The organism is Streptomyces sp. NBC_00273 (genome assembly GCF_036178145.1).
In the GTDB taxonomy this organism is placed as follows: Bacteria; Actinomycetota; Actinomycetes; order Streptomycetales; family Streptomycetaceae; genus Streptomyces.
Window position 1 is genome coordinate 425,769 of sequence record NZ_CP108067.1, and the last position, 24,772, is coordinate 450,540.

At 69.9% G+C, this 24,772-nt stretch carries 21 protein-coding genes and 5 pseudogenes; 13 read left to right on the forward strand and 13 right to left on the reverse strand.

Features of this window, described 5'->3' with window-relative positions; all coding sequences use genetic code 11:
* The first annotated feature begins 229 nt into the window (after nt 1–229).
* The 3 genes and pseudogenes from OG386_RS02055 (at nt 230) to OG386_RS46790 (ending at nt 3,057) form a co-directional block, all read left to right on the forward strand.
* Nucleotides 230–1,499: pseudogene (locus OG386_RS02055) on the forward strand (IS701 family transposase).
* Between the two features lie 175 nt (nt 1,500–1,674).
* Nucleotides 1,675–1,905: an e9imm peptide gene (locus tag OG386_RS02060; protein WP_405790451.1), complete on the forward strand. Its 231-nt coding sequence runs from the start codon at nt 1,675–1,677 to the stop codon at nt 1,903–1,905.
* A gap of 165 nt (nt 1,906–2,070) precedes the next feature.
* Complete coding sequence (locus tag OG386_RS46790) at nt 2,071–3,057, forward strand: transposase (protein ID WP_443053294.1); 987 nt, start codon at nt 2,071–2,073, stop codon at nt 3,055–3,057.
* A gap of 905 nt (nt 3,058–3,962) precedes the next feature.
* Here the strand turns inward: OG386_RS46790 and OG386_RS02070 are convergent.
* Together OG386_RS02070 and OG386_RS02075 are read right to left on the reverse strand one after the other, a co-directional pair.
* Nucleotides 3,963–4,859, reverse strand: a complete 897-nt coding sequence (locus tag OG386_RS02070; RefSeq protein ID WP_328786459.1) for an SCO6745 family protein — start codon at nt 4,857–4,859, stop codon at nt 3,963–3,965.
* Nucleotides 4,860–4,896: 37 nt separating this feature from the next.
* Nucleotides 4,897–5,285, reverse strand: a pseudogene (locus OG386_RS02075) (YbhB/YbcL family Raf kinase inhibitor-like protein); the annotation flags it as partial.
* Between the two features lie 58 nt (nt 5,286–5,343).
* Here OG386_RS02075 and OG386_RS02080 point away from each other — a divergent pair.
* A complete protein-coding gene (locus tag OG386_RS02080; RefSeq protein ID WP_328786460.1) occupies nt 5,344–6,030 on the forward strand; it encodes a GntR family transcriptional regulator in 687 nt (228 codons plus the stop codon).
* A 26-nt stretch (nt 6,031–6,056) separates the two neighbouring features.
* On the opposite strand, the pseudogene OG386_RS46795 reads toward OG386_RS02080, so the two are convergent.
* The 5 genes and pseudogenes from OG386_RS46795 to OG386_RS02100 form a co-directional block, all read right to left on the reverse strand.
* Nucleotides 6,057–6,461: pseudogene (locus OG386_RS46795) on the reverse strand (chitosanase); the annotation flags it as partial.
* A 343-nt stretch (nt 6,462–6,804) separates the two neighbouring features.
* Complete coding sequence (locus tag OG386_RS02085; RefSeq protein ID WP_328786461.1) at nt 6,805–7,494, reverse strand: response regulator transcription factor; 690 nt, start codon at nt 7,492–7,494, stop codon at nt 6,805–6,807.
* A gap of 4 nt (nt 7,495–7,498) precedes the next feature.
* Nucleotides 7,499–8,746, reverse strand: a complete 1,248-nt coding sequence (locus OG386_RS02090) for a sensor histidine kinase (protein WP_328786462.1) — start codon at nt 8,744–8,746, stop codon at nt 7,499–7,501.
* A gap of 25 nt (nt 8,747–8,771) precedes the next feature.
* Nucleotides 8,772–9,650, reverse strand: a complete 879-nt coding sequence (locus OG386_RS02095) for a CPBP family intramembrane glutamic endopeptidase (RefSeq protein WP_328786463.1) — start codon at nt 9,648–9,650, stop codon at nt 8,772–8,774.
* 567 nt (nt 9,651–10,217) lie between these two features.
* Entirely contained in the window at nt 10,218–10,703 is a 486-nt protein-coding gene (locus OG386_RS02100) for an IS5 family transposase (RefSeq protein WP_328786464.1), read from the reverse strand.
* A 109-nt stretch (nt 10,704–10,812) separates the two neighbouring features.
* Here OG386_RS02100 and OG386_RS02105 point away from each other — a divergent pair, with 109 nt between their 5' ends.
* A complete protein-coding gene (locus OG386_RS02105) occupies nt 10,813–11,643 on the forward strand; it encodes an SDR family oxidoreductase (RefSeq protein WP_328786465.1) in 831 nt (276 codons plus the stop codon).
* 493 nt (nt 11,644–12,136) lie between these two features.
* On the opposite strand, the gene OG386_RS02110 is transcribed toward OG386_RS02105, so the two are convergent.
* Nucleotides 12,137–12,991, reverse strand: coding sequence for an alpha/beta fold hydrolase (locus tag OG386_RS02110; RefSeq protein WP_328786466.1), 855 nt, complete (start codon nt 12,989–12,991; stop codon nt 12,137–12,139).
* 452 nt (nt 12,992–13,443) lie between these two features.
* Nucleotides 13,444–14,091, reverse strand: a complete 648-nt coding sequence (locus OG386_RS02115) for a TetR/AcrR family transcriptional regulator (RefSeq protein WP_328786467.1) — start codon at nt 14,089–14,091, stop codon at nt 13,444–13,446.
* 105 nt (nt 14,092–14,196) lie between these two features.
* Between OG386_RS02115 and OG386_RS02120 the strand changes: the two genes are divergently transcribed.
* The 4 genes from OG386_RS02120 (at nt 14,197) to OG386_RS02135 (ending at nt 17,246) form a co-directional block, all read left to right on the forward strand.
* Nucleotides 14,197–15,135 carry a DMT family transporter gene (locus OG386_RS02120; RefSeq protein WP_328786468.1) on the forward strand — a complete coding sequence of 313 codons (939 nt, stop codon included), beginning with the start codon at nt 14,197–14,199 and terminating at the stop codon, nt 15,133–15,135.
* Between the two features lie 40 nt (nt 15,136–15,175).
* Entirely contained in the window at nt 15,176–15,976 is an 801-nt protein-coding gene (locus OG386_RS02125; RefSeq protein ID WP_328786469.1) for an MBL fold metallo-hydrolase, read from the forward strand.
* 107 nt (nt 15,977–16,083) lie between these two features.
* Entirely contained in the window at nt 16,084–16,776 is a 693-nt protein-coding gene (locus OG386_RS02130) for a DsbA family oxidoreductase (RefSeq protein WP_328786470.1), read from the forward strand.
* 284 nt (nt 16,777–17,060) lie between these two features.
* On the forward strand, nt 17,061–17,246 hold the full coding sequence (locus OG386_RS02135; protein ID WP_405790445.1) for a hypothetical protein: 186 nt from the start codon (nt 17,061–17,063) through the stop codon (nt 17,244–17,246).
* Between the two features lie 54 nt (nt 17,247–17,300).
* Here the strand turns inward: OG386_RS02135 and OG386_RS02140 are convergent.
* Together OG386_RS02140 and OG386_RS02145 are read right to left on the reverse strand one after the other, a co-directional pair.
* Nucleotides 17,301–17,622, reverse strand: a pseudogene (locus OG386_RS02140) (MarR family winged helix-turn-helix transcriptional regulator); the annotation flags it as partial.
* Nucleotides 17,623–17,894: 272 nt separating this feature from the next.
* Entirely contained in the window at nt 17,895–18,806 is a 912-nt protein-coding gene (locus tag OG386_RS02145) for an SDR family oxidoreductase (RefSeq protein ID WP_328786471.1), read from the reverse strand.
* Between the two features lie 125 nt (nt 18,807–18,931).
* Here OG386_RS02145 and OG386_RS02150 point away from each other — a divergent pair, with 125 nt between their 5' ends.
* Together OG386_RS02150 and OG386_RS02155 are read left to right on the forward strand one after the other, a co-directional pair.
* Nucleotides 18,932–19,498 (forward strand): TetR family transcriptional regulator, encoded by a 567-nt coding sequence (locus tag OG386_RS02150; RefSeq protein ID WP_328786472.1) that lies wholly within the window; start codon nt 18,932–18,934, stop codon nt 19,496–19,498.
* Between the two features lie 332 nt (nt 19,499–19,830).
* Complete coding sequence (locus OG386_RS02155; RefSeq protein ID WP_328786473.1) at nt 19,831–21,045, forward strand: IS110 family transposase; 1,215 nt, start codon at nt 19,831–19,833, stop codon at nt 21,043–21,045.
* 177 nt (nt 21,046–21,222) lie between these two features.
* Here the strand turns inward: OG386_RS02155 and OG386_RS02160 are convergent, their stop codons facing one another.
* Nucleotides 21,223–22,233, reverse strand: coding sequence for a helix-turn-helix transcriptional regulator (locus OG386_RS02160; protein ID WP_328786474.1), 1,011 nt, complete (start codon nt 22,231–22,233; stop codon nt 21,223–21,225).
* A 94-nt stretch (nt 22,234–22,327) separates the two neighbouring features.
* Here OG386_RS02160 and OG386_RS02165 point away from each other — a divergent pair, with 94 nt between their 5' ends.
* Together OG386_RS02165 and OG386_RS02170 are read left to right on the forward strand one after the other, a co-directional pair.
* Nucleotides 22,328–22,903 carry a DinB family protein gene (locus OG386_RS02165; RefSeq protein ID WP_328786475.1) on the forward strand — a complete coding sequence of 192 codons (576 nt, stop codon included), beginning with the start codon at nt 22,328–22,330 and terminating at the stop codon, nt 22,901–22,903.
* Between the two features lie 131 nt (nt 22,904–23,034).
* Complete coding sequence (locus tag OG386_RS02170) at nt 23,035–23,448, forward strand: DUF1761 domain-containing protein (RefSeq protein WP_328786476.1); 414 nt, start codon at nt 23,035–23,037, stop codon at nt 23,446–23,448.
* A 19-nt stretch (nt 23,449–23,467) separates the two neighbouring features.
* Here the strand turns inward: OG386_RS02170 and OG386_RS02175 are convergent.
* Nucleotides 23,468–24,131, reverse strand: a pseudogene (locus OG386_RS02175) (transposase); the annotation flags it as partial.
* Nucleotides 24,132–24,772 lie beyond the last annotated feature (641 nt).

The window sequence follows — 24,772 nt, forward strand, 5'->3', positions numbered from 1 at the left end:
GAGCGTAAGGGGCGGCTACATGTCGCCACCGACATTCGACGAAGCCGCACCTCTCGGTTATGCGTTCGTGACCCACAGCGGGCGGAACACTCCTTTGGCCCCTTGTGTCGCCTCTCCGAGCACTGGGGGACCTTCCGACACAGAGCCGGTGACGCCAGGCCCAAAGCCATCTAGCAGTGCTTTGTTAGCTGGTCCTGTCACGGTTGGTGTTAGGTAGTTCGCTGGTTGTGTGAGGGCTGGGGAGCTTGCTGCGGTGCGGGGCCGGTTGGAGGAGTCCGCCGGGGAGGTGTTCGCGCCGTTGGTGCGGCGGGACTGGCTGGAGAAGGGCCAGTTGTATCTGCGGGGCCTGCTGTTGGACGGCCGACGCAATTTGATGCAGCCGATGGCCGAGCGTCTCGGGGTGGACCATCAGCGGTTGCAGCAGTTCATGACGTCCTCGACCTGGCCGGTCGAGGACGTGCGGGCTCGGCTGGTATGGCGGGCGGTGCGGGTGGTGCGGCCCGAGGTGTGGGTGGTGCGGCCCGAGGTGTGGGTGGTGCGGCCCGAGGTGTGGGTGGTGCGGCCCGAGGTGTGGGTGGTGGACGACACCGGTTTCCCCAAAGACGGCATCGCATCACCCGGGGTGTCCCGGCAGTACTCGGGCACGTTGGGCAAGGTCGGCAACTGCCAGATCGGCGTCAGTGTCCGCGCCGCTTCCGATATGGCCTCGTGCCCGCTGTCCTGGCGGCTGTTCCTGCCCGAAGCTGGGACAGGCCCGAGATGGCCGGGCGGCGCAAGGCATGCCGGATCCCCGATACCGAGCACCACCGCCCGAAGTGGGAGCTCGCGCTGGAGATGCTCGACGAACTCGCAGGAACCGGGCTGCGGCCCGCCGCTCTGGTCGCGGACACCGGTTGCAGCGCGACCGCCGATTTCCGCCACGGCCTGGAGGACCGGGGTCTGGCCTACGTGCTGCAGGTCAAGGGCGAGATGACCGCCCACGGGCAGGACACCGAGCCTCACCGGCCCGCCTATGGCGGGCTCGGGCCGCGCCCGCTGCCGCGCTACCGCACCCGCCCGGTCTCCTTGCGCGAACACGTGATGGCCGCGGGCCGAGACCGGGGAGGGAACCTGACCAGGCGCAAGGGCTCCAAGGCGGCGATGAGCTCGCACTTCGTGCTCCTGCGGGTCCGCCTCGCCGGCCGACGGCCCAAACCCGCCACCGACGGCACGATCCGCTCAGCCGGCTGATCGCCCGGTGGCCCGAGGACGAGGCCGAGCCGGTGAGGTACTGGATTTCGAACCTGCCCGCCAACATTCCCGCCAAGGACCTGATCCGCCTCGCGAAGTCCCGCTGGCGGATCGAGCACGACTACCGCGAGCTGAAAACCTGCCTGGGCCTGGACCACTTCGAGGGCCGATCCTTCGCCGGCTGGCACCGCCACGTCACCCTCGTGACCGCAGCCCACCTGTTCCTGACCGAACAGCGGAGGACCCCCAAAGCCCCTGCCAGGGCCTGACCCTCTACCAGGCCCCCTGGACCTCCTACAACACCTCATCGCCACCTGGACCGGCACCTGCCCCACCTGCCAACAGGCCATCCCATGGCAGCCCTACGACACCACCTAACAAAGCACCACTAGAGCCTGTCCGGTCGATCACGTAACTCGCTAAGCTCTCCCTATCCTGAAGGGGGTGGCTGAAGCAGTGATGACTCGCGAGTCGGCCGTTGCCATGGTGCAGAAGATCATGGATGGGGACTGCGCCGATGACGCCGAGATCGACCGCGCGCTGGAGGCGCTGGACAGGGGTCTTGGCTGTCCGAGTGGCTATGCCAGCGACTTGATCTACTCGCCCGACGGGCCGGAGCCGACAGCGGCTGAGGTGGTCGAACTAGCCCTGGCCCACCGACCGTTCGCGCTGTGAGAATGACACCCGCTCGGGCGTTCTTCAGCTGTGACTCGTCCGGTTGATCATGTAACTATCGCCCGCCTTGGCCGTTGGATCGGACATGGGGCGGAGAGATCTCACGGATGCCGAGTGGGAACGACTGCGGTCGTTCCTGCCGGTCAGCAACAGGCATTGTGGCCGGTGGCGGCACCACCGGCAGGTGATCGACGGATTCTGCACCGGCTACGGACCGGAGTGCACTGGCGTGACCTGCCCGAGCGGTTCGGTCCGTGGGAGACGGTCTACGAACTCCATCGGCTGTGGTCGGCCGACGGGACCTGGGAGCGTCTGCTCCAGCGGGTCCAGGCGGAAGCTGACGCGGCCCGGGACATCGACTGGGACATCTCCGTCGACTCCACCATCGTCCGGGCCCACCAGCACGCGGCCGGCGCCCGTACCGATCCGCCACCAGCCCTTGATTCAAAGGGTGCTGGGCCGGGAGAACACCAGGACGAGACACTGTGGCAGAGCCTCGTCGCCCGCCTGGCGGAGGTGGTGCGGGAGGCGATGGCCTACTCGGGCACGGCGGACGCGACGGAGCCGCGGCCCGTACCCCTTCGGAAGGGTCCAGTGGTACTCGCCGAGAAAGCAACTGCGTACCCCCTGTTTCGCGCAGTCGCTGTCTGGGGGCCGAAGGCAGCGGTACGGTCGCAGGAGCAGAATCACGAGCCCGGGGGTGTGGGGATGCTGGAGGCGGCGTTGGCGGCAGTGGCCGCGGCGGGCGGAACCGCGGTGGTGCAGGCCGCGGGTACCGACGCGTGGAACGGGCTGCGGTCCCGGGTGGCCCGACTGCTGGGCCGCGGAGATCCGGCACGTGAGCAGGCGGAGCTGGAGCGCCTGGACCGGACCGCCACCGTCCTGCGGGAGCTGGAGCCGGCTGAGGCGGACCGGGTGCGGAACCGGCAGGAGGCTTCCTGGCAGACCCGTTTCGAGACGGTGCTGGAGAACGTGAGCGACGAGGTGGAACGAGCACGGCTCGCTGAGGGACTGCGGGCCCTGATCGACGAACAGAGCGCGCACACAGGCGGCGGGGGTGGGTCCGTCTCAGGCAACACCTTCTACGGCCCCGCCGCGATCCAGACCGGGAACAACAACCGGCAGGACAACCACTTCGGGAACGGGTCCTGAACGGCCCCGCCGACGACCCGCGCACACTCATGGAAGCGGCGGGAACACGTTCAATGGGCCCGTCGCCGGCCAGTACGGCGACCACAACGCGCAGAACACCTACTTCCCCACCACACGCCCCTCGGTGTCCTGGCCGCACCAGGTCGGCGTGATCCCACGCCGTGCCGACTGCTTCCAACACCGCCGCGCGGTGGCCCAGTTCCGCGTGGCCCTGGCTGCCGGGGACACCGCAGTCCTCGTCGGAGGACGCAGCGAGGGCGTTCCCGGCCTGGCTCGAACCCCGAGCCACAGCAGAGCCAGGCAGCCGGCTGATCGTCCTGGACGCCGTCTCCGCCCCTGCGGACCTCTCGGGCCTGTGGCCGCCGGCCGGCCCGCATGGGGCCGCTGTGGTCACCACCCGCAGCCGCGACAGCGCCCTCAGCGGACCCGGCCGACGCCAGGTACCGGTAGGCAAGTTCACCCCCGCCGAGCCCACCTCCCCCTGGCCTTGTCCCAGGCGGCCGCCTGTCTCATCGACGCCGAACCGGACTGCGCCACCTACCGGCAGCGCCTGGCCGACCACACCCGCTGCCTGGCTGATCTGCTCCCCGAGACCGACTGTCTGCCCGACGACCAGACCACCAGCACGACTGCGGCCTGGGCGCTGTCCATCGACCGCGCCAACCAACGACAGCCAGCCGGCCCGGCCCGCCCCATGCTCGAACTCGCAGCGATGCCGCCCGAAGCCCACAGCGTGCTCTACCCCACCTGTGCACGCCTTGGCGCGACTGGCCAGGTCACCACCGCCGCCACCCACTTCCGCCACCTCGCCGACACGGTCCACACACGCCGGGTTCTGCGAACGGATCCGGGATGGGCGGGGGGCCTGCGGCTCGTGATTGATCTTGCTCACACAAAGGGGCGGTTCATGCGAGATCAGACCGTCCCTGAACGGCCTGGAACGTTCCCGCCGCGGTGAACGCGTTGGTGATCGGCGCGATGAGCGAGGCAAAGCGGCGGGTACCCGCGGTGCCGATCGGCGCCCATAGCGCTGCGCAGTGCTCGTCCGTTTCCAGTTCGATGCGCTCGCGTGCCGCACTGCCAGCGTCGGTCACCATGCCGTGGGAGTCGAGCCAGCCGCGCGCGACGAGGCGTGCCGTCGCTGCGCTCCACTCCTCGTCGTCCCACTGACGGGTCGCTCGCGCGAGAGCTGTCGGGAGGCGTCCGGTTGCGGTGTGCAGAACGAGGCAGTCGCACGGCCCGAGGCCGTTGTCGGCGAGTACGACGAGATGGGCGTCGCCGCGCCACTCGCGCGCCACCGTGATCTGCTGCCACAGTGCGACAAGAGGATCGGACGGAAGCGCGACCGAGGCGTTCGCGGCGGCCAGCACCTTGCCGGCGTAGTCGGCACCGGCGACGACCGGGTCGATCAGCAAGCGCGCCTCGGCAAGGTGGTCGTCCGTGAGATGTACGTTGACGCGCCGCATCGCCCGACCGGCGGCCAGGAAACGGGCGGCCTGCCACCGCTCAGGCGGCGCGGCGTCCCACACGCCCGCCATGGCCCGAACTGCCCGCGGGCTGAAGTTGTAGAAGGCCGCGAGCGTGACTTGCCACGGAACCACGCCCATCGCGGCCGACCGGAAGGCCAGATACGCCGGCCCGCGGTCGGTCACGCCGAGCCCGGCGGCCTCCTCGGCGCTCTCGGGGGCAAGGTAGATGAACAGGTGGGCGGCGCTGACGACGCCGCTGACGTCACGGACGGCGTTCAGGTCCATCGGGCCGGCGCCGAGGAGGGTGGAGTCGGGAAGGTCGTCGAGGTGCATGGCAGTGGTGTCTCCGGGGAGTCGGGCGGCGCTGTCGGGCGGGTGTTTCGGCAGTGGCGATCAACACGGCGCGTCCGAGCATGTGATCGGCCACGGTGGAGCCGAGGACGGCCGGTGTGGCGTCGGCCGGGACGCCTGCGGTGAGGGTGTCGAGGGCGCGCACCACGATGAAGTAGCGGTGCGGGTCGTGTCCGGCCGGCGGGGCGGCTGCGATGTAGCGGACCACGCGGGCGTCGTTGGGCAACTTGTAGGCGTGCTGGGGCAGTTGTGAGCCGGTGTCGTCGCCGGCACTCTCGGGGAGCTCGGTGACGGTGGCGGGGACATCGGTGACCGCTCAGCGCCAGAACCCGGACCCGGTGGGGGTGTCGGGGTCGTTGGCAGGCACGGCGGTCGTTCCTTTGTAGATGAGGGCGTCCTCATCCAGCTATTGAATCGACAGTAACACAGATAATCGATTATCTGGTGGATCGTCTAGGATGGGCTCATGACTCAGACGGCGCACTCCTCCAGCCCGCCGGGGAAGCAGATGCTTTCCGAGCAGGTCTACGCACACCTGCGAGACGCGATCATGCGCGGGGACCACTCCCCCGGTGCCCCCCTCAAGCCGCAGGATCTTGCCAGGGAGCAGGGCGTGAGCTTGGCCGTGGTGCGCGAGGCGCTCGTCCGGGTGGTCGGCGAGGGGCTCGCCGACCGGCTGCCCAACCGCGGTTTCGCGGTCCCGTCCTTCTCCGACCGCCGCTGGCAGGAGATCGCGGAAGCCCGCCGGACCGTCGAACCGGTCGTACTGCGCATGTCCATCGAACGCGGCGACGTTGACTGGGAGGCCCGCGTGCGGGCCGCCCACCATCGCCTGGTGCGCACTCCGGCGTACGTGCCGCAGGAGAGCGAGTACTACACGAGCGCTTGGGCCGAGGCTCACAGGGCCTTCCACCGCACCTTGCTGGAGGGGTGTGGCAACAGCGCGCTCCTGGAGACCTTCGACCGGTTGTGGACCGCGAGCGAGCTGGCCCGCCGTTGGTCGGCCCACCGCAACCCCGACCGGGACGGCGCCGAGGAACATCGCAGGCTGGAGGAGGCGGCGCTGGCCCGCGACGCCGACACCGCAGCCGCGCTCCTGGTCCAGCACCTCACCTTGACCGCGGCTGCTCTGACCGACGATTCAGGCCTCTGAGGAGGATCGGGGCCCAGGCGCCGTAGCTCGGGGATGAACCGGGACAGCGGGTTGTCCGGGGATCGGACGGTGCGTGCCTCGATCACCTTGAGCGCGTCGCCGTCGCTGGTGGTGAACCCCGCCCGGCCAGCCATGACGCCGCTGCCGTCGCGGATGTTCTTCGCGTAGCCGTACTGGATCTCGGTGGTGCTGTTCCCGAAGACGCTGACCAGCCGGTCGGCACGGCGCCGCTGCTCGGGGGCCAGTCCGCCACCGGCCGCGGCGGACACCGGGCCGCGGGGTCGGGTGGAGGCACGGGCCCGAGGCGAAGACGAAGCCGATGGGGACGGTGGAGGTGAGGGCTGCTCCCACCAAGACGAGAGGCCGCGCGGGCAGCGGCAGCCGCTCCATCCGGCTTCAGCCGCGTAGACACGGACATGGTCGACCACCATGGTGGGCCGACTTGAGGGGTCCGGCCGGGTGCCGGCGGCGCCGTCGAAGTCGTCCGACCAGACCAGGTGTCAGGACAAGGGCGGAGGTGCCGACGACGGCCGCCACCGTGAGCGCCACGGCGGTCCGGCGGGTCAGTTCGTCCGCGTGACGGGCAGGCGGGCGTGCGGGAACGGCATCCCGGCGGACGGCGGGAGGACGAGCGGGTCCGTGACGTGGCGCCACTGGCTCACGCATGCTGTTTCGATGTGCCGACCGGACGGTCTCCACGCCGGCTTCGCCGCCGGGCCCAGGAGCTGTCGGGCCCAGGAGAGGCCCGGCTCCAGGCGGGTCGGGGCCGGTCTGTCAGGCGGTGCCGGAGACCAGTCCGGCGCGGTGGGCCAGGACGACTGCCTGGACCCGGTCGCGCAGGCCGAGTTTGGCCAGGATCCGTGAGACGTAGGTCTTGACGGTCTCCGGTGCGATGAAGAGGGCTTCGGCGATCTCCGCGTTCGACAGGCCCTCGGCCACCTGCCGGAACACCTCCAGTTCGCGCGGTGTCAGTGCCTTGACGGCCTTCTCTCGTTCGGGGTTGGTGTGGCGGATGTGCTCGGCGAAGTGGCCGATGAGGTGGCGGGTGACCGCGGGCGCGAGCAGGGCCTCGCCCCGGGCCACCGTCCGGATCCCGTTGACCAGCTCGGCCGGGCGTGCGTCCTTGAGGAGGAAGCCGCTCGCTCCGGCCCTGAGGGCGTCGTACACGTACGCGTCGACGTTGAAGGTGGTCACGACCAGGACCTTCGGCGGGTCCGCGGCATCGGGTCCGGCCAATTGCGAGGTGGCCTGGATGCCGTCGAGCAGGGGCATCCGGATGTCCATCACGACCACGTCGGGACGCAGCCGCCGCGCGGCCTGGACCGCCTCGTGCCCGTTCTCGGCCTCGCCGACGACCTCCATGTCGGGCTGCGCGGAGAAGATGGTCACGTAGCCTGTGCGCACCAGTGCCTGGTCGTCGCAGACGAGTACGCGGATCGGCGGCGGCGCGTCGCTCTGGCTCACGGGGCTACTCCTGCACGGGTTTGGTGGGAATCGTGGCGCGGACCTCGAATCCGCCCTCGGGCCGGGGTCCGGCCTCCAGTTGACCATCGAGCATCCGTACCCGGGCGCGCAGCCCGGCAAGACCTCGCCCGCCCTGCGGTCCCGGTGTGTGCGGTACTGGTGCGTGCGGTACTGGTGCGGCCTGCGGGGAGCCGGCGGATCCGTCGGTGACCACCGTGATCTCGATGCGTTCCCCGCCGTGGTGGACCGAGACCCTTGTCGGTTGCCCGGCCGCGTGCTTCATCGCGTTGGTGAGCGCCTCCTGCACCACACGGTAGGCGGCCAGTTCCACGTCCACCGGCTGCAGTCGCCGCTCGCCCTGCTCGCTGAACTCGACCGGCTGGCCGGACCTGTGGGCCCCTTCGACGAGGTCCGTCACCCGCCCCAGGGTCGGGGCCCTCTCCGCACGCGCCGCCTCTCCGGCCGCGCTCTCGCCGGTCGCCTCCAGCACGCCGAGCAGATACCGCAGCTCCTTCAGCGCACGCCGCCCGGTGTCGCTGACGGCGACCAGCCCCTCTCCGGCCCGTTCCGGCGCGGAAGTGATCAGGAACTGTGCCGCGTCGGCCTGGACCACCATGGCCGTCACGTGGTGGGTGACCACGTCGTGCAGCTCACGGGCGATCCGGGCCCGCTCGGCCGCCGTGGCCACCTCGGCGGCCAGCCGCCGCCGCTCCGCCTCTTGCGCCCTGCGCACGCGCACGCTGCTCCCCACCAGCCAGATCGCAGCCAGAGTCAGATAGAACGCGGCAAAGTCCGCGACGCCCAGCGGTGAGCCGAGACGGTTCAGGACGAAGGCCAGGGCGACGTAGCCCGCACTCGCTGCGGCCGCCGCGCCCCGGCGGAAGCGGACCTGATGGGCCCCGGCCGAGTACAGCGCGACATACAGGCCCATGCTGCCGAACGTCGTCGCGAAGCCCAGCGCCTGGTGCGCGGCGAACGCAGCGGCAACGCCGGCCAGACAGGCGGCGGGCCACCGGCGCCGGGCGGCCAGCGGCAGGGTCTGGGCCAGGGTCAACGCGATGCTCAGCGCGCTCGCCGGCCGCTCGGGCAGATCGCCGATCTGCGCGCCGATGTTCGACAGGGTCGGCACGAAGGCGAGCAGCGCGAGCACCAGGGCCAGGACGCCGTCCTGGAAGGAGGCGCCCTCTTCCCTCCACCAGTTGAGCGGCGCCCGGAGCCATGAGAGGCCCCAAGACGCTTGACGGGACGTCACTTCCGTATCCTCCGGTCGGTCTGTGTCAGTGCCGGGCCCGCCGCCGGGGCAGCAGGTTCTCGCCCCGGCGGGCGAGGACGAACATCGGGACGGTGATCAGCACGCTGAGGAGGATGGGCACGACCGATGCCTCCAGACCGAAGATACCGCCGGTCAGCAGCGACGAGCCGTGGGCCTCCACCGTGAACAGGCCGTCGGGGGTGTGCCCGGAGAGGGGAACGCCGGCCAGCTGCTGGACGGTGTTCCAGGCGAAGTGCAGGCCCGCGACGAACCAGATGCTGCGCCGCCACATGTACGCGGCGCCGAGCATCGCACCCGCCTGCAGAGCGATCGCCAGCGCGCTCCACAGGCCGGCCCCCGCCCCGCCCAGATGGGCGGCACCGAAGAACAACGCGGTCACCGCGATGGCGATCCGGCTGCCCCACCGCTGCTCCAGGCCCTGCAGGAACAGACCGCGGAACATCAGCTCCTCGGTGACCGCGGTACCGATCTGCACCATAACCGCGGACCCGACGACCGGGAGCAGGCTCTTCCCGGCCCAGGAGAAGGAATAGCCCCCGAACAACGAGATCAGCAGCAGGGACACGAGGATGAAGCCCAGCCCGATCCCACCGCCGAGCAGCGCCTCGCGCAGCGCGCCGGGCCGGGCGATCTCCGGCGTGGCACGCCCCGCGAGCCGGCGCATCACCAGTGCGTACACGGCCAGCGCGGCGGCCGCGCCCACCACCGGCACCGGACCGGGCCCCGTTGCGGTCACACTCGCGACCAGTCCGACCCCGAGCAGCCCGGTCACCGTCCAGCCGAGCGGGGAGCGCAGGATCCTGCCGAAACGGCCGCCCCGACCAATCGGATCGATGTCCGGACCGGGGTCCGCTTCGTGCTTCGCAGTGGATGTCGTGCTCATGATGGCCTCCCCTGTGGCGGCGGTCGCACCGGCGGCGACCTGACGACCACGCTAGGAATCCGGAGGCGTCCGCGAATCACCCGCTGATGGACAACCCTGGTAGCTCTCACGGGGGATGCGCCGCACCTGCCGACCCGTTCCAGCCCTCTCAACCACGGAACGCAGCCGAGGCACGAACAGGATGGGGCACCCTCCGAGGGCCGGGTCATCTCGGTCGCTACGACGGCGAGGTCGAGGTGACGGCCCCCGCCCGGGCCCCTGGCCTTCGCGCACCCCGGAGGTGGCCGCTGCCGTCAGGGGCATCACCATCCGTCACATGGGGTGATGCTCTGGGCCGGAATCGTCGATTCGCCTCACGTCCCGCCACGTCACCTGGCACTGTCGCGCGCGAATCACGCCGACGGTGCTCGCCGCCCGCTACAACACCATCGCCCGCTTCCTGCCCGGCCTGCTGGGGACGTTCACGTTCGAGGCGAGCCCGTCCGGCGAGCCGGTCCTGGACGCGATCGACTTCGTGGGAGTCGTAGGCCTTGTCGGCCCGGACCAGGGTCCGGGCGCATACGCAGCCTACCGAGCCCCAGCCGGGGAACCCGGATCGGTTCCAGCACGGGCTCGAACTGTGATCACAACGGACAAGCGCTTTTGGCCCTGCTCGACGGCGAGGTGGATTCTGCTGGTCAGACCCCCGCGGGAGCGTCCGAGCCCGTGGTCGGCAGGCTCGACGACGATCCCGCCGGCGGCTCCTCTTGGAGATCGCCCTTCCGCCGCCCCGGCGGCGTGCTGGTGGGCCCGGCAGATGGTGGAGTCGACGTTGACGGCCCAGGTGATCAGGCCCTTCGCGTCGGCTTCGGCCTGGAGCTGCGTGAGGATCCTTGCCCAGGTTCCGTCTCGCTGCCAGCGTCGGAACAAGTCGTAGACCCGGTCCCACGGGCCATAGCATTCGGGCACGTCACGCCACGGGGCGCCGGTCCGAGTTCGCCACCTCATGCCGTCTATCAGCTGCCGCCGCGTCCACACCTGCGGCCGACCCGGCTTGATGCCCTGCGGCAGCAACGGCTCGAGCCGGGCCCACTGGCCGTCCGTCAGATCCCCACGATCTACGGCATCGAAGGACCCGGGCGGTAGCGGTCAAGGCCATCGAGAAGGACTACGCTGTCCCCTCATGACCCTCTTGATCGTGGGTGGTTCCGGGTTCCTGGGCGCCGAGTTGGTTCGACAGTCGGTAGCGGCTGGGCACACGACGACTGCGACCTACGCGACCAGGCCCGGGACCGCTCGGGCGGTCGCGTGGCACGCCCTCGACCTACGTGATCCCGGGAGAGTGGAAGCGGTCGTGGCCGAGGCCAGGCCTCGTGTCGTCATCAACGCATCAAGCGGTAAGGCGGACTGGGCGGTCACAGCCGAGGGGCCCATCCGCCTGGCGCTGGCTGCGGCGAAGTCCGGGAGCCGTCTGATCCACGTCTCCAGCGACGCCGTGTTCTCCGGCAAGGCTCGCGTCGCCTACGACGAATCCTGTCTGCCCAATCCCATCACCCCGTACGGGGCCGCGAAGGCCGCGGCGGAAACAGGGGTTCTGCTCGTGCATCCAGACGCCGTGGTGGCCCGAACCTCCCTGATCATCGGCGACGGGCAGTCCGAACACGAACGTGCCGTTCACGACCTCGCCGCCGGCAACCGCGCCGGCGTCCTGTTCACGGACGACATCCGATGCCCAGTACATGTGGCCGACTTGGCCGCAGCTCTCATGGAACTCGCATCGGGAGAAGCAATCGGAATCCACCACCTCGGTGGCAGCGAGGCCCTGAGCCGTCACGAACTCGGCGTCCTCATCGCCAGGCGCGACGGACTCGACGACTCCCGACTGCCCACAGGTCTGCGGGCCCACAGCGCGCTTCCCGGTGCCCTCGATGTCCGCCTCGACAGCCGCGCGACACAGCGGAAACTGCGCACCATGCTGCGCGGCGCCCACCAGTTCCTCGCCCCGGTGGCCTAGAAGGCCTGCTCGCGCAAGGCCTCCACCCGCTGACGCGCCGCCAGTTCGGGATCCTCCAGCAACCCCAGCACCGATGTCACCATCCACGTCGCTGTGACGAGCCGATGCCCGACGCCTGAGCGGGCTCTGCTCACGTGGCAGGACTGCCGCCCTGTCCGTGCCCGGCTCGGCCTCCTTCAAGTGGGACGTCCGTGGGTGCCGGGTCCTCGCGGACTCGGACCATCCGCACTGTGTGGCGCCACCGCCCGTGATCGACAGCGGTGTCTCCTTCACACTCGACCACGAGGTCCGACTCCACCGTGCGGTACTCGAGCGGAACGCGGCTTCCCCATGTTGCGGAGGTTCCAAGGTCCGCGACCTGCCGTCCATAGACAGCAAGTTCACGGCAGAGGCCCCGTTGATCTGCGCAGACAGGTCAACGGGGCTTCTTCGAGTCCGCATTCGAGCGGCGGGAAACCGGGCGAGAACGGGTGCGTGAGCTGTGCGGGATTCTTTAGCCGGGCAGCCCTCGAACGAACCCGGCGACCAGCGTCGCCACCGCTTCTGGAGTCTCCATGTTCATGAGATGGGTGGCGTCGATCCGGTTGACGGTGATCGTCGGCCGGGTGCGGGTGAGGGTGGCCAGCTCCTCGGATACCCCTTGTGCGAACCGGGCGCTGAATTCGCCGAACCACTCCATGCCGGGCGCAGGCGGTAGCTGTCGGCCGGCCTGGACCAGCAGCAGGGGGAAGTCGACCTCGTCCAGCCATGGGGTGACACCGAGCGCGAAGATCCTGTTGAGTTCATCGAAGATCTCCAGCGCCTCCGCCCGCTCCGGCAGCGTCTGCCACGTGCCGTCGGGCAAGGGACGTGCGGCCGCGCGTGCAGTCGCCGCCGCACGGTCGGCGGGAATCCCGAACCGGGCGGAGTTGACGACCTTCTCTTCGATGTAATCGGGTGGCGCGATGGTCCCGGCCGACGCCAGCAGCCCCTCACTCACCCGGTCGGCGCCGGGGTACTCGCGTCCCCACCAGAAGCCATCGAGATTCACGGCGGCACGGGCACGGCCCGGGTTCGCTCGGGCGTACTCGACCGCGACCACTCCGCCGAGGGAATGGCCCACCACGACAGCCTCCGGCACGCCGTGCGCGTCGAGCGTGTCCGCGATGTGCCGCACAACAGCGGGGACGGCCCAGGGGGAGGTACCGGGAGAGTGGCCGTGCCCGGGAAGGTCGACGGCGAGGACACGGTGCCCGGCGGTGAGGAGGACGGCCGAGGCGTCCCAGTCGGCGAACGACCGTCCGTAACCGTGCAGTAGAACCAGTTGAGGGCCATCGCCCCCATAGTCATGAACCTGTAAGAGTGTCATTGGGCTTCACTGTAGGGGGCACACACTATGTCGAACACCGATTAAAGATCTCCGCCGAACGCGACGTGCGCACGTACGCACGTGCGGTGCACCTTGCACAAGGGCGTGCGAATGCTGGAGAGGGGGAGCGGCGATGCCGGGACCGGTCACCGAAGGGAAGTGACGAGAGGCGGCGTCGCAAGAGGTCGGACAGCCCGGAGTCGATCAAGGCGCCCACTGGTCGCTCCCGACGGCCCCCAGGGCGGATGCCGCATGCATCCGGTCGCCGGGCGGATAGCCCACGAGGAGAGCATCCGACTGAGGATTCGGAGGACGCTCCCCGGTTCGACCTCTGGTCAGCTTGGCCCATCACGTCACCCGTAGAGCAGTACTCCGGGAGGCGAGCCATGTAGTTCTCCCGCCGGAGTTCGGTGTTTCGCCTCGTCGGCGGCCTGGTGGTGGGCAGTCCGGGTTCAGGGTCGGCCGGGGTCCAGGAGGCGCCGGGCGAACACGGAGAGGGCCTGGGCGATGCGCTCGTGGGGGATGCCCAGGGTGTTGTGCTGATGGTGGTAGAGCTGCGGGGCCAAGGGGCCGAGGGCGATGTCGGCAAGCGCGTCGGGGTCCTGGGATCCGCCGGCGACGAGCAGGGTGCGCACATGGAGGCGCCAGAAACCGTAGGCGCCGGTGGCGTAGCGGGCGGACCCGGTTTCCGCGCCCAACGCGAGGGGCAGATGCCGCCGGATCAGGTCCAGGTAGGCGATGTAGAACGCGGCCAGTCGTTCGGCGGGGGGTGCCCCCGGCCCCAGCGGCGGGGGGCCGTAGATCATCTGCCCCTGTAGGTGGCGTTCGTGCTCGTCCAAGAGGGCGGTGGCGACCGAGGGCGGGTCGGGGAACGAGCGGTAGAGGGTCGCGCGGCCGACGCCCGCGGCCTTCGCGATCTGCTCCATCGTCACGGTGCTCGGATCGTGCGTAGTGAAGAGCAGTTCGGCGGCGGAGAGGATCTGTGCGCGATTGCGCACCGCGTCGGCGCGCTGCCGGGGCGCGGTGGCGCCTCGGGGTGCCGCCTGGAGATCACTGCGGAGGACTACCTGCGGGGCGGGATGCTCGTCGCCGTTGCTCATGCGGGTCACCTTACTTCCCGAAACCCTAAGTGGACGGCTTGTCCGTTTAGCAGCTCCTAGTCTAGGTTAAGTGAGACGATCGTCCATTTAACGTGGGAGAACGAGATGAACGCTGCGCTGCTCGCGGCAGCCCTCCTGGTTGGGTGCCTCCTGGCCGTCCAGGCGTCGGTCAACCTGCAACTGAACAAGGCCGTGGGAACCCCCTACGGCGCCTCCACGGTGCAACTGGGCGTGGCCGCCGGACTCCTGGTGGTCCTGGCGGCAGTGACCGGGTCGCTCGGCGCACTCGGGAAGCTCCCCGGCGTCGAGTGGTGGCATCTACTGGGCGGCCTGGCCAGCCCCCTCTACATCACGAGCGGCATCCTGCTCTTCCCCCGGCTGGGAGCCCTGGCCTCGGTCGGGTTGTTCGTCACGGGGCAGATGTTCTCCTCCTTGGTCCTCGACCTGGGCGGCTTCCTCGGGCTGGAGAAGAAGGGCCTGAGCCCGGGCATCGCGCTCGGCGCCCTCGCGGTCCTCGCGGGCATCATCGTGATCATCCGGGGGCAGCGGGCGACCGCCCCGCCCGGAGCCCCGACGATGTCGGGCCCTGGCCGGATCGGATGGATCGCCCTCGGCATCGTCGCCGGCGGTGTGCTCCCGGTTCAGGGCGCGGTCAACGCCGAGCTCCGGCATGGTCTGGGCGCCCCGATCACGGTGGCAGCCTTCAGCTTCACGGTGGCCACGCTCACCATCTCCGTCGTCCTGCTGGTGCTGCGCCTGACCGGCAAGACCCCCAAGCCGCAGTTGGCCCCGCTGAAGGCGATGCCCTGGTGGGGCTGGCTCGGCGGAGCGTGCGCCGCGGGCTACGTCACCGGAACGTTCCTGCTGATCCCCGAGATCGGCGCCGCGGTGACCGTCGGGCTGACCGTGACCGGCCAGCAGCTGACCTCCGCCCTGATCGACCACCGGGGCATGTTCCGGCTGCCGACCCGGGTGCTGAGCGTGCCGCGTCTGACGGGACTCGGCCTGCTGCTCGCCGGATCGCTGGCCATCCAACTCGTCTGAGCTCGCGCTCGTATGCCCCTGAGAGAGAAGGCTGTTCCTCGTGGAGACCTACGCCGTAGGGCCCGAACTGCACGCCCTGCCCTCTGCACTGCCGATACCCGACTCGGGCCTGCAACCGGTCAACGCCTACCTGCTGCGCGGTGAGCAGCCGATGCTGGTGGACACGGGCATGCCCGTGGACCGGGACGCGTTCGAAGAGGCCCTGTGGTCCCTGGTGGACCCCGCCGACCTGCGGTGGATCGCCATCACCCATGACGACCGGGACCACACCGGGAGCCTGGCGCGGATACTCGACCGCGCTCCCGGCGCCAAGGTCGTCACGAACGGGATATCGCTCACCCGGCTGTCCGAGGAGTTCGAGATCCCGCGTGAGCGGGTGGTGACGGTGAACTCCGGGAGCCGGATATCGATCGGTGACCGGACTGTCAGCTTCCACCGGCCGCCCACGTTCGACTCGCCGGGCACGCTCGCGGTGTTCGACCACGGGGCCGGCACGCTTTTCAGCTCGGACAGTTTCGGCACCGTCGTACCTGAAACCGTGCAGCACGTCGGTGACGCCGACGTGAAGGAATTCTTCGAGGGCTTCGACGTCCTGAACCGGGCGATCGCCCCGTGGACGGCCCTCGTCGACGCGGAGAAGTTCCGCCGCACCGTCCAGGCGGTGTCCTCCCTCTCCCCCGCCCGGCTGCTGTCCGCCCACGGGCCGACGGTGGAGGGCCGGATGGTCACCTCCCTGATGGAGGCCATGGCCCGCATCCCGTTCCTGCCGGCATGGCTCCCGGGCGCGGACGTCGACCTCGAAGCCGCCTTGGACGCGCACGGCGCCCGAGCCGCCCCCTGACTGTCCGGGCCCTCGACCCTCAGCCACCGTTGAGCTCTCGAACCTCAGCAACTGCTGAGCCCTGAACCACCATTCCACCACTTCCTCGACACCCCTCGGAGCCACCGTTGACCACCGCATCCCTGACACCTCCGCCGGGCATCATCACCGTCTTCTCGGACATCTGGTGTTCGTTCGCGCACATCGCCATCCACCGTCTGCACGCCACGCGCAAGCGGCTCGAGCTCGACACCCGAGTCAGCTTCGACCTGCGGGCCTTCCCCCTTGAGCTCCTCAACGACGCGCCCAGCCCCCGCCCCGGAACCGACAGCGAGGTGGGCCGGATGGCCAGCCTGGAGCCGGCGGCCGGCTGGCAGCTCTGGCAGGCCAAGGACTGGCTCTACCCCTCCACCATGCTGCCCGCGCTGGAGGCGATCCAGGCCGCCAAGGAGCAGTCCTTCGCGGCGTCCGAACAGCTCGACCTCGGCCTGCGGAAGGCGTTCTGGGCCGAGTCGCGGTCCGTGAGCCACCGCAAGGTCATCCTGGACGTGGCCGCGCAGACCGGCGTCGTCGACGTGACGGCGCTGGCGGAGGCCCTGGACGACGGCCGTGCCCGCAGCAACCTCTCCGGCCAGACCGCGGTCGCCCGTACCGAGGCGGTCAGTTGCAGCCCGCACCTGTTCCTGCCCGACGGCAGCGACTGGGCCAACCCCGGGATCGACGTGCGCTGGGAAGGCTCCTACGGCGTCGGCTTCCCGGTGATCGAATCCGACGACCCGACGATCTACGAGGACCTTCTCCTGGCGACTGCCACGGGCTGACGCTGCGGCCGGGCACCTCACCGGCCTGGGGGCAGTCGTCCACACGCAGAGCACCGACCAGAAGACCGCCGTCGTAGATGCCGTCCTGGCCGTCGCCGAGGAGATACGCGTAACGCCGGCCCAGATGTCGGTGGCCTGGGTGAGGGAGCGTGCCGCCCGGGCCGCGCCCTCGCTCACCCCGGTCATCGGGCCGCGCAAGCCACACCGCACTGGGTGGACACCCGCCCGAGCACGGTGGTGAGTTCATCTTCGGGCGGCCCGAGACCTGGGGCGAGGTCACCGCGGTGACTGTCACCAACACCGACCGGTACGGGACCGCGACCCCGCTGGCGTGGGACCGGCTCCAACCCCGGTTGACCGGCCGGGCGGGGTGGATCGACCACGAGGGACCGTTGCCGATCACCGAGGGCATCGTGATCTGCGAGGCGGTCGAGAAGCTGCCCAGCGGCGGGGTGAACAAGTCGGTCTGACTGTGGTGTTCGGTACCGGCGGAGTGCGTGCTCGGCAAGACCCGGCGGCCGAGGTCATGAGCGGCACTCCCCTGCGGTGACGTTCGCCGTGATCAGGCGGAGCAGGTATCTGGCGGTGGGTTCCTGTTCCGGAGTCAGGTTCATCGCATCGCCGATGGCGAGCGGGACGGTCCGCGCCTTGCCCTGAAGGGGCCGCACCAGCCTCGGTGAGACGCACGGCGACCGAGCGCTCGTCGTCCACGCGCCGCTCGAGCAGGACCATGCCGTTTGCTTCGAGGTGCTTGAGCAGCGGGGAGAGCGTGCTGGACTCCAGCTGGAGCGCGGCGCCCAGGTCCCGTACGGAGAGGGAGTCCCGCTCCCAGAGGGCGAGCATCACCGGAGGCGGCGACGGCCCGGCCGGCGCGGACTGCGAGCGTTGGCAGCCCTGCCCTCCCGAAACTCCCGTGCAGTACAGGGGTAGACGGGAAGAGGTTCCTCAACGGCGCGGGAACCTGAACCTGCCCGCTCAGGCTGGAAGTGCCGAGCCAGCGGGCAGGGTCCAAGTGGGCAGGGGACGCCGCAGTCGGCCCTCGCCCGGCACCCCCTTGCGGCGTGTTGGGGCGTGCGCCGGCGGGCCGGACGCAGGATTGCCGCCCGCGCAGCAGCTGTTCAGTCGAAGTAGTGGTCTTGGTCCAGATCTCCGATGAGGTCCGACTGTGTCGGCTGCCATCCCGTCAGCTCGCGGGTGAGCGTGCTGGAGGCCGGCTGGTCGGCCGCGAGGACGGGGGCCAGCCAAGCGAAGTGCTCGGCTGCACCCTCAGGAGAGACGGGTGCCACGGGCAGGTTGAGGTGGCGCCCGATGACCTCGGCGATGTCACGGAGAGGAACGCCTTCGTCTGCGACGGCGTGCAGCGTCGATCCCGCGGGCGCCTTCTCCAGCGCGAGGTGGAACAGGTGCGCGGCATCAAGGCGGTGCACTGCGGGCCAGCGGTTGGTTCCGTCGCCGAAATAGCCGGAGACTCCCTTGTCGCGGGCGATTCGGACGAGAGCCGCGATGAAGCCGGGGTCCCCGTCGCCGTGGACGGTCCGGGGCAGGCGCACGACGGAGGAGCGAACGCCGCGGGAGGCCAGGGAGAGCGCCCACTCGGAGGTGGCGGCGCGGGCCTGCGGGCCGGCGGCCTGGGCCGGGTCGAGGCCGTGCCCGTCGTCTTCGGTTGCCACGCGTCCGGGCTCCGCGGGCGTCCCGGCAGCGATGACGAACGGCCGGCCCGTACCCGCGAGCGCCTCGCCGATCGCCTGGACGCCGCGGCGGTCCGCTTCGGCGGCGCCCCGGAAGTCCCCCGAGAAGGCGATGTCGTGTTTGAAGGCGAGGTGGATCACGCCGTCCGATGCGGCAGCCGCGCCGCGCAGGACGTCGAGGTCGTCGAGAGTGCCGCGGACCGCCTCGGCCCCGGCCGAGGCCAGGGTGGCGGCTGAGGCGTCAGAGCGGGCGAGCCCGGCGACCTGATGGCCCGCGCCGATGAGCGCGGGTACGACGGCGGAGCCGATCCAGCCGGACGCACCGGTGACGAAAACGCGCATGTGAAAGACCTCCTTGACGGGCCACTCACCCTTGCCGCGAGATTTCACAGCAACATGGCGATGACAGTGACTGACATCGAGAGTACATCTGACGTCAGTCACTGTCATCACGTAGGATCGGTCACATGGGTCGATGGAAGCCAGACGCACGTGGACGGCTGGAGCAGGCAGCACTTGAGCTGTACGGCGAGCGCGGGTTCGAACAGGCCACCGCGAAAGAGATTGCCGAGCGGGCGGGGCTGACGGAACGGACCTTCTTCCGGCACTTCGCCGACAAGCGCGAGGTCCTGTTCCCCCACGCGAACCCGCTGCGGGAGTCCCTCGTGACCGCCCTCGACGACGTCCCCGATGCGGCGGCGCCGATCGACGCGGTGGCCGCGGCACTGGGGAGTGCCTGCGGCCTGTTCGCGGAACGCCGTGAACTCGCCCGACAGCGCCAGGCCGTCATCGACGCGAACACCGAGCTCCAGGAGCGCGAACTGATCAAACTCGCTTCCCTCGTCTCCGCCCTGGCCGAGGCACTGCGCCGACGCGGCGTCGCCGACCCGGCCGCGATCCTGGCCGCCGAGGCCGGTGTCGCCGCCTTCAAGGTCGCGTTCGGACGCTGGATCAACGAGCCCGACCAGCAGGATCTCGCGCGCCTCGTCCGCGCCTCGCTGGAGGAACTCAAGGCCGTGACCGCGGGCAAGTGATCATCGACGCCAGTGTCGGTCGTGCACCTGTTCGCACGGGTGCGCCCGCGCGTCGACGGGGCGGCAGCCCCCGTTATGTTTTTCGCGGTCCTGCAATGGGGCTGCTGGCCTCCGGGCCCGGTATGACTGTGTCCCCTCTGTCGAACGGATGACCTGGGGGGTGGTGTCGCCGGGCTCGTGGGGTGCCGTCGGAGACGCTGATGAGAGGTCCGGCCACCGCCCGGTCCGGCGTAATGCCGGGCAGTTCGCGGGCGGCAGGTCTGCATAACGTGGATGCGCGAGCACGGTGCCACTGCCGAGGCCGGCACGTTCAACGAGCTGGAGAGGGTGCGATGTTCGACACCGAAGGCATAGGCGTCTTCCTCGGGTTGGACGTCGGCAAGACCGCCCACCACGGCCACGGGCTCACCCCGGCCGGGAAGAAGGTCTTCGACAAGCCGATGCCCAACAGCGAACCGAAGCTGCGGGCCGTCTTCGATAAACTCAAGGCCAAGTTCGGCACTGTCCTGGTGATCGTGGACCAGCCCGCCTCGATCGGCGCCCTGCCCCTGACCGTCGCCCGCGATGCGGGCTGCGAGGTCGCCTACCTGCCCGGACTGGCCATGCGACGGATCGCCGACCTCTATCCGGGAGAGGCGAAAACCGACGCGAAGGACGCGGCGGTGATCGCGGACGCGGCCCGGACGATGCCTCACACTCTGCGGTCGCTGGAGCTGACCGACGAGATCACCGCCGAGCTCACGGTGCTGACTGGCTTCGACCAGGACCTCGCGGCCGAGGCCACCCGCACCTCCAACCGGATCCGCGGGCTGCTGACCCAGTTCCACCCCAGTCTCGAGCGGGTGCTGGGCCCGCGCCTGGACCACGCCGCCGTCACCTGGCTCCTCGAGCGCTACGGATCCCCGGCCGCACTACGGAAGGCCGGCCGTCGCAGACTCGTCGAGGTGATCCGGCCCAAGGCCCCGCGCATGGCCGCCCGGCTGATCGACGACGTCTTCGACGCCCTCGACGAGCAGACCGTAGTGGTCCCGGGAACCGGCACCCTCGACGTGGTTATCCCGTCGCTGGCCCGCTCGCTGGCCGCGGTCCACGACCAGCGCCGGGCCCTGGAAGCCCAGATCAACAGCCTGCTGGAGGCCCACCCTCTTCACCAGGTCCTGACTTCGATGCCGGGAGTCGGAGTCAGGACCGCCGCCGTCCTGCTGGTCACCGTCGGCGACGGCACTGGCTTCGCCAGTGCCGCCCACCTCGCCTCCTACGCCGGCCTCGCCCCCACGACCAGGTCGTCGGGAACCTCGATTCATGGTGAGCACGCACCACGAGGCGGAAATCGGCAGCTCAAACGCGCAATGTTCCTCTCCGCCTTCGCCTGCATGAACGCCGACCCGGCATCCCGCGCCTACTACGACCGGCAAAGAGCCCGCGGCAAAACCCACACCCAGGCCCTCCTCCGACTCGCCCGCCAACGCATCAGCGTCCTGTTCGCCATGCTCCGCGACGGCACCTTCTACGAATCCCGGACCCCCGACGTCACTCTCGCCGCATGACCACCCCAAACACCCGCATACCAGGCACCACGTCCTTGACGAAGGACATAGAGACACCCCCCCGGATGCGCATCCTCGTCCTGACCTCTGGGAACGCCGAGGCCGAGAACCGACCCAGGGCGAGGAATTGAGGGAGCGAGAAGACCGTGGGCCAGTCGTGGTCGACCTACGCGTGGCTCATTGGACCGGTTTCGGCGTGGCGGTCGCGGCGTTGGCGTAGCGGCGGGCCAGGTGGGCAAAGGCGTCCGCGAGTTCGGGCGGGCCGACGACCTCGATGTCGGCGTCGAAGCGGCCGAAGGCGGCGGCCAAGGCGGGCCATGACCAGGAGCCCAGGACGAGCCGGCAGCGGTCGCGGCCGAGTTCCTCAACGATGCCGTCGCGGGTGTGGCGGGAGACGGCGGCGGCGGGCATGTGGAGGATCACCTCTCCGCGGCAAGGCCAGTCGTCGGAGCCATCGGAGCCCCGGAACTTGCCGGCCACGAAGGCGGCCACATCGCCTCCGGGCAGTTCGTGTGGGGTGAAGCGGGGCCCCGTAGGGATGCGCGGGGTGATCCGGTCGGCGCGGAAAGTGCGCCAGTCCTCGCGGTCGAGGTCCCAGGCGAGGAGGTACCAGCGTCCGCCCCACGTGACGAGGTGGTGGGGCTGCACCCGGCGCGGTGGAGTTGCGGCGGGGTCATGGCCGTCGGCTCCCAGTGGGGAGGCGGGGGCGTAGTCGAAGCGCAGCACTTCGCGGGCATGGACGGCGGCACTGAGCGTCATGAGCGCACCGCTCGCCACCTGCGGGTCGGGTTGTGGTGCGGGCCGCTCGACGGCGGTGACCTGGAGGACATCGACGCGTCTGCGCAGCCGGGCGGGCATGACCTGCCGGACGGTGGTCAGCGCCCGCATCGCGGCTTCCTCGATGCCGGCACCGGTGGTGGTGGCGATCTGGAGTGCGATCGCGAGGGCGACGGCCTGCTCGTCGTCGAACAGCAGCGGGGGCAGCTCCGTACCCGCGTCGAGCCGGTACCCACCGTCGGGTCCCTTGAAGGCAACGATGGGATAGCCGAGCTCCCTCAGCCGGTCGACATCACGGCGTACGGTGCGCGGGCTGACGTCGAGGCGCTCCGCCAGGAGCGCGCTCGGCCAGTCGCGGCGCGCCTGGAGCAGCGAGAGCAGTGACAGCAGTCGCGCTGAGGTCTTCGGCATGCCTCCATGGTGCCCCGAGAAGCGGACACTCCCTGGCCGCTTCCCCTGTGATCGTCGTCCCGTACCCGAGAACAACCGGAAGGACCTGAAGACGATGACCACCACCGCAACGTCCCCGACCCTCGACGACGAGCGGGCCGACCTGCTCGACCAGCTCAGGGCCGCGCGATCCGCCCTGCTCACCACCATCCGGGGGCTCAGCGACGAGCAGGCGGGCGAACGCCCGACGGCCAGCGCCCTGTGCCTGGGAGGTCTGGTCAAGCATGTCGCGTCCATGGAGGACGAATGGATGCGCTTCGTGGCCGAGGGCCCGTCAGCGATGCGCTACGACCTGCCCGAAGGGGTGACCTGGGAAGACTTCGCGGCGGGCACCGCCCGTGAGTACCCGCAGTGGGCGATCGACCACCGGAACGGCTTCGAAGTGCTACCCGGCGAGACGCTGACCGGCATCCTCCAGCGCTACGAGCAGGTCGCCGAGCGGACCGTGGAGATCATCTCCGCTGCTCCCGACCTGTCGGCCACGCACCGGCTGCCGGAGGCGCCGTGGAACGAGCCGGGGGCCGTGCGCAGCGTTCGCCGGGTGCTGACGCACCTCATCGCCGAGACCGCCCAGCACGCCGGGCACGCGGACATCCTGCGGGAGGCGCTCGACGGGCAGAAGTCGAGCTGACCTGCCGACACCGCCGGATCGGACCGCCGTCCTGATCCGGCGCCGCGCGCCGGACGCGATGGGTCCGGCGCCGGCCGCCCGGCTCCATCAGGCCTGTCAATCGAGGATCAACGGAGAAAGAGGAATCAAGCATGTTCAACGTTCTGGGCGATGTGAACTGGGCCGGCGTCCTGGCCGCCTTCATCGCCTTGGTCCTGCTGGGAGGCGTGTGGTTCGCGTTCCTGTTCAGCAAGCCCTACAACATCTCGCTGGGGCGGGATGCGTCGGAGAAGCCGGTGGCCTCTCCCCTCTTCTTCGCCGGCCCGCCGCTGACCTCGCTGGTGGTCACTCTCACCAGTGCGTTCCTGATGGCGGTGCTGAAGATCGACTCATGGGCGGACGCCCTGGTGTTCGGCCTGGTCGTCGGCATCGGGTACCTGGCGGCGAACACGGTCACCATCGCCATCAACCCCAACTTCCCCCGCCCGCTTCAGTACGCGCTCATCTCGGGCGGCTACAACATCGTCGGAAGCGTGCTCGTCAGCACGGTCCTGGTGGTGATCTAGGGCCTGTGTGATGTCGTGATCAGTCGGCGGTTTTCACCAGGTCGTCGATCCAGATCACGGCGGCGTAGAGGTGGAGGCCGGCGAGGTAGCTGTCCGGGCTCTTGTCGGAGCGGGTCGCGATGCCTCGCCAGGCCTTCAGCTTGTCGATCAGGCGCTCGACGGTGTTCCGTTCCTTGCAGAGATCGGCTTCGCGGCTGAAGGGTCGGCCACCTCGTGCGCCCTTCCTCTTGCGGTTGGCGGCCTGGTCCCGCTTCTCCGGGATGACGGTCTTGATTCCGCGTGTGCGCAGGTAGTCGCGGTTGCCGCGAAACGAGTACGCCTTATCCGCGGCGACCGCGCCGCCCCTTTTGCCGGGCCGTCACCTGCTCCTGCGCGGCTTCTTCCAGGGCTTCATGAGGTGCCTGCTGACGCGCATCCCCGCGGCGTCGTCGTGAGCGCGGACCGTGGTGGAGTCCACGCTCACCAGCGACAGATCCGCTCTGCCCACCCGCGCGCACCCTCGGCGATCAGGCCCTCCAACAGCGCCGTGAACACACCGGCGTCCCGCCACACGCGGAAGCCTCCGTAGACAGTGGGCCAGGGACCGCACTCGGCGGGCATCTCCCGCCGCTGGCCACTGGCCACTGGACCGGAACCGCCAAATCACCCCCCTCGAACTGCTCCCGCAACCGCTCCGGGTACGGGACCTAGAACACCCCCTCCGAGCGGCTCGCGCTCATCGCGACGGGCCCGCACGGAGTCTGCCGTCCGACCCGTCGTCGTACGCAGGTCAGGCTGTGTCCTTCCCGCCCTGCCCGGCGGCCAGGCCATACGGGACGCGACACGGCCCTCAAAGGGGAGGCGGGTCATCCCGCGTGTCACCCTCCGGCGGTACCTCATCGCAACGTCATGCCATGGCGGGCGACGGGAGCCAACCGGGGACGGGCGCGTGCCGCCCACGAAAGGGAACCGCTGCCCTACCGTCAGGAGTCGCAGCCGAAGGAGAATCGAGCAGGGCCCAAGCTCCTCCCCACCACACCGACGGGCCGTGCACCGGAACAGTCACGTCCACGGCAGCCAGCAACCGCGGAGATGCGCTTCTTACGGCAAGCAGCTCGATCACTCCATGACAGCCATGATCAGAACCAATGGTCGGCGAACGCAGGCACAACCGCCCCAACCAGGCTGACGCCCACCCAGTGTCCACAAGCGCACCCGTTCCCAGAACGGACCGGCGGTGCTGGGTGACACGTGTACTCGAGGAAGCTCGGAGCCACCCTGCGTTTCAGCTACGCCGCACCCGCCGATCGCACGTGTCCACCGGTCGGTGGACAGCCGGTCCATC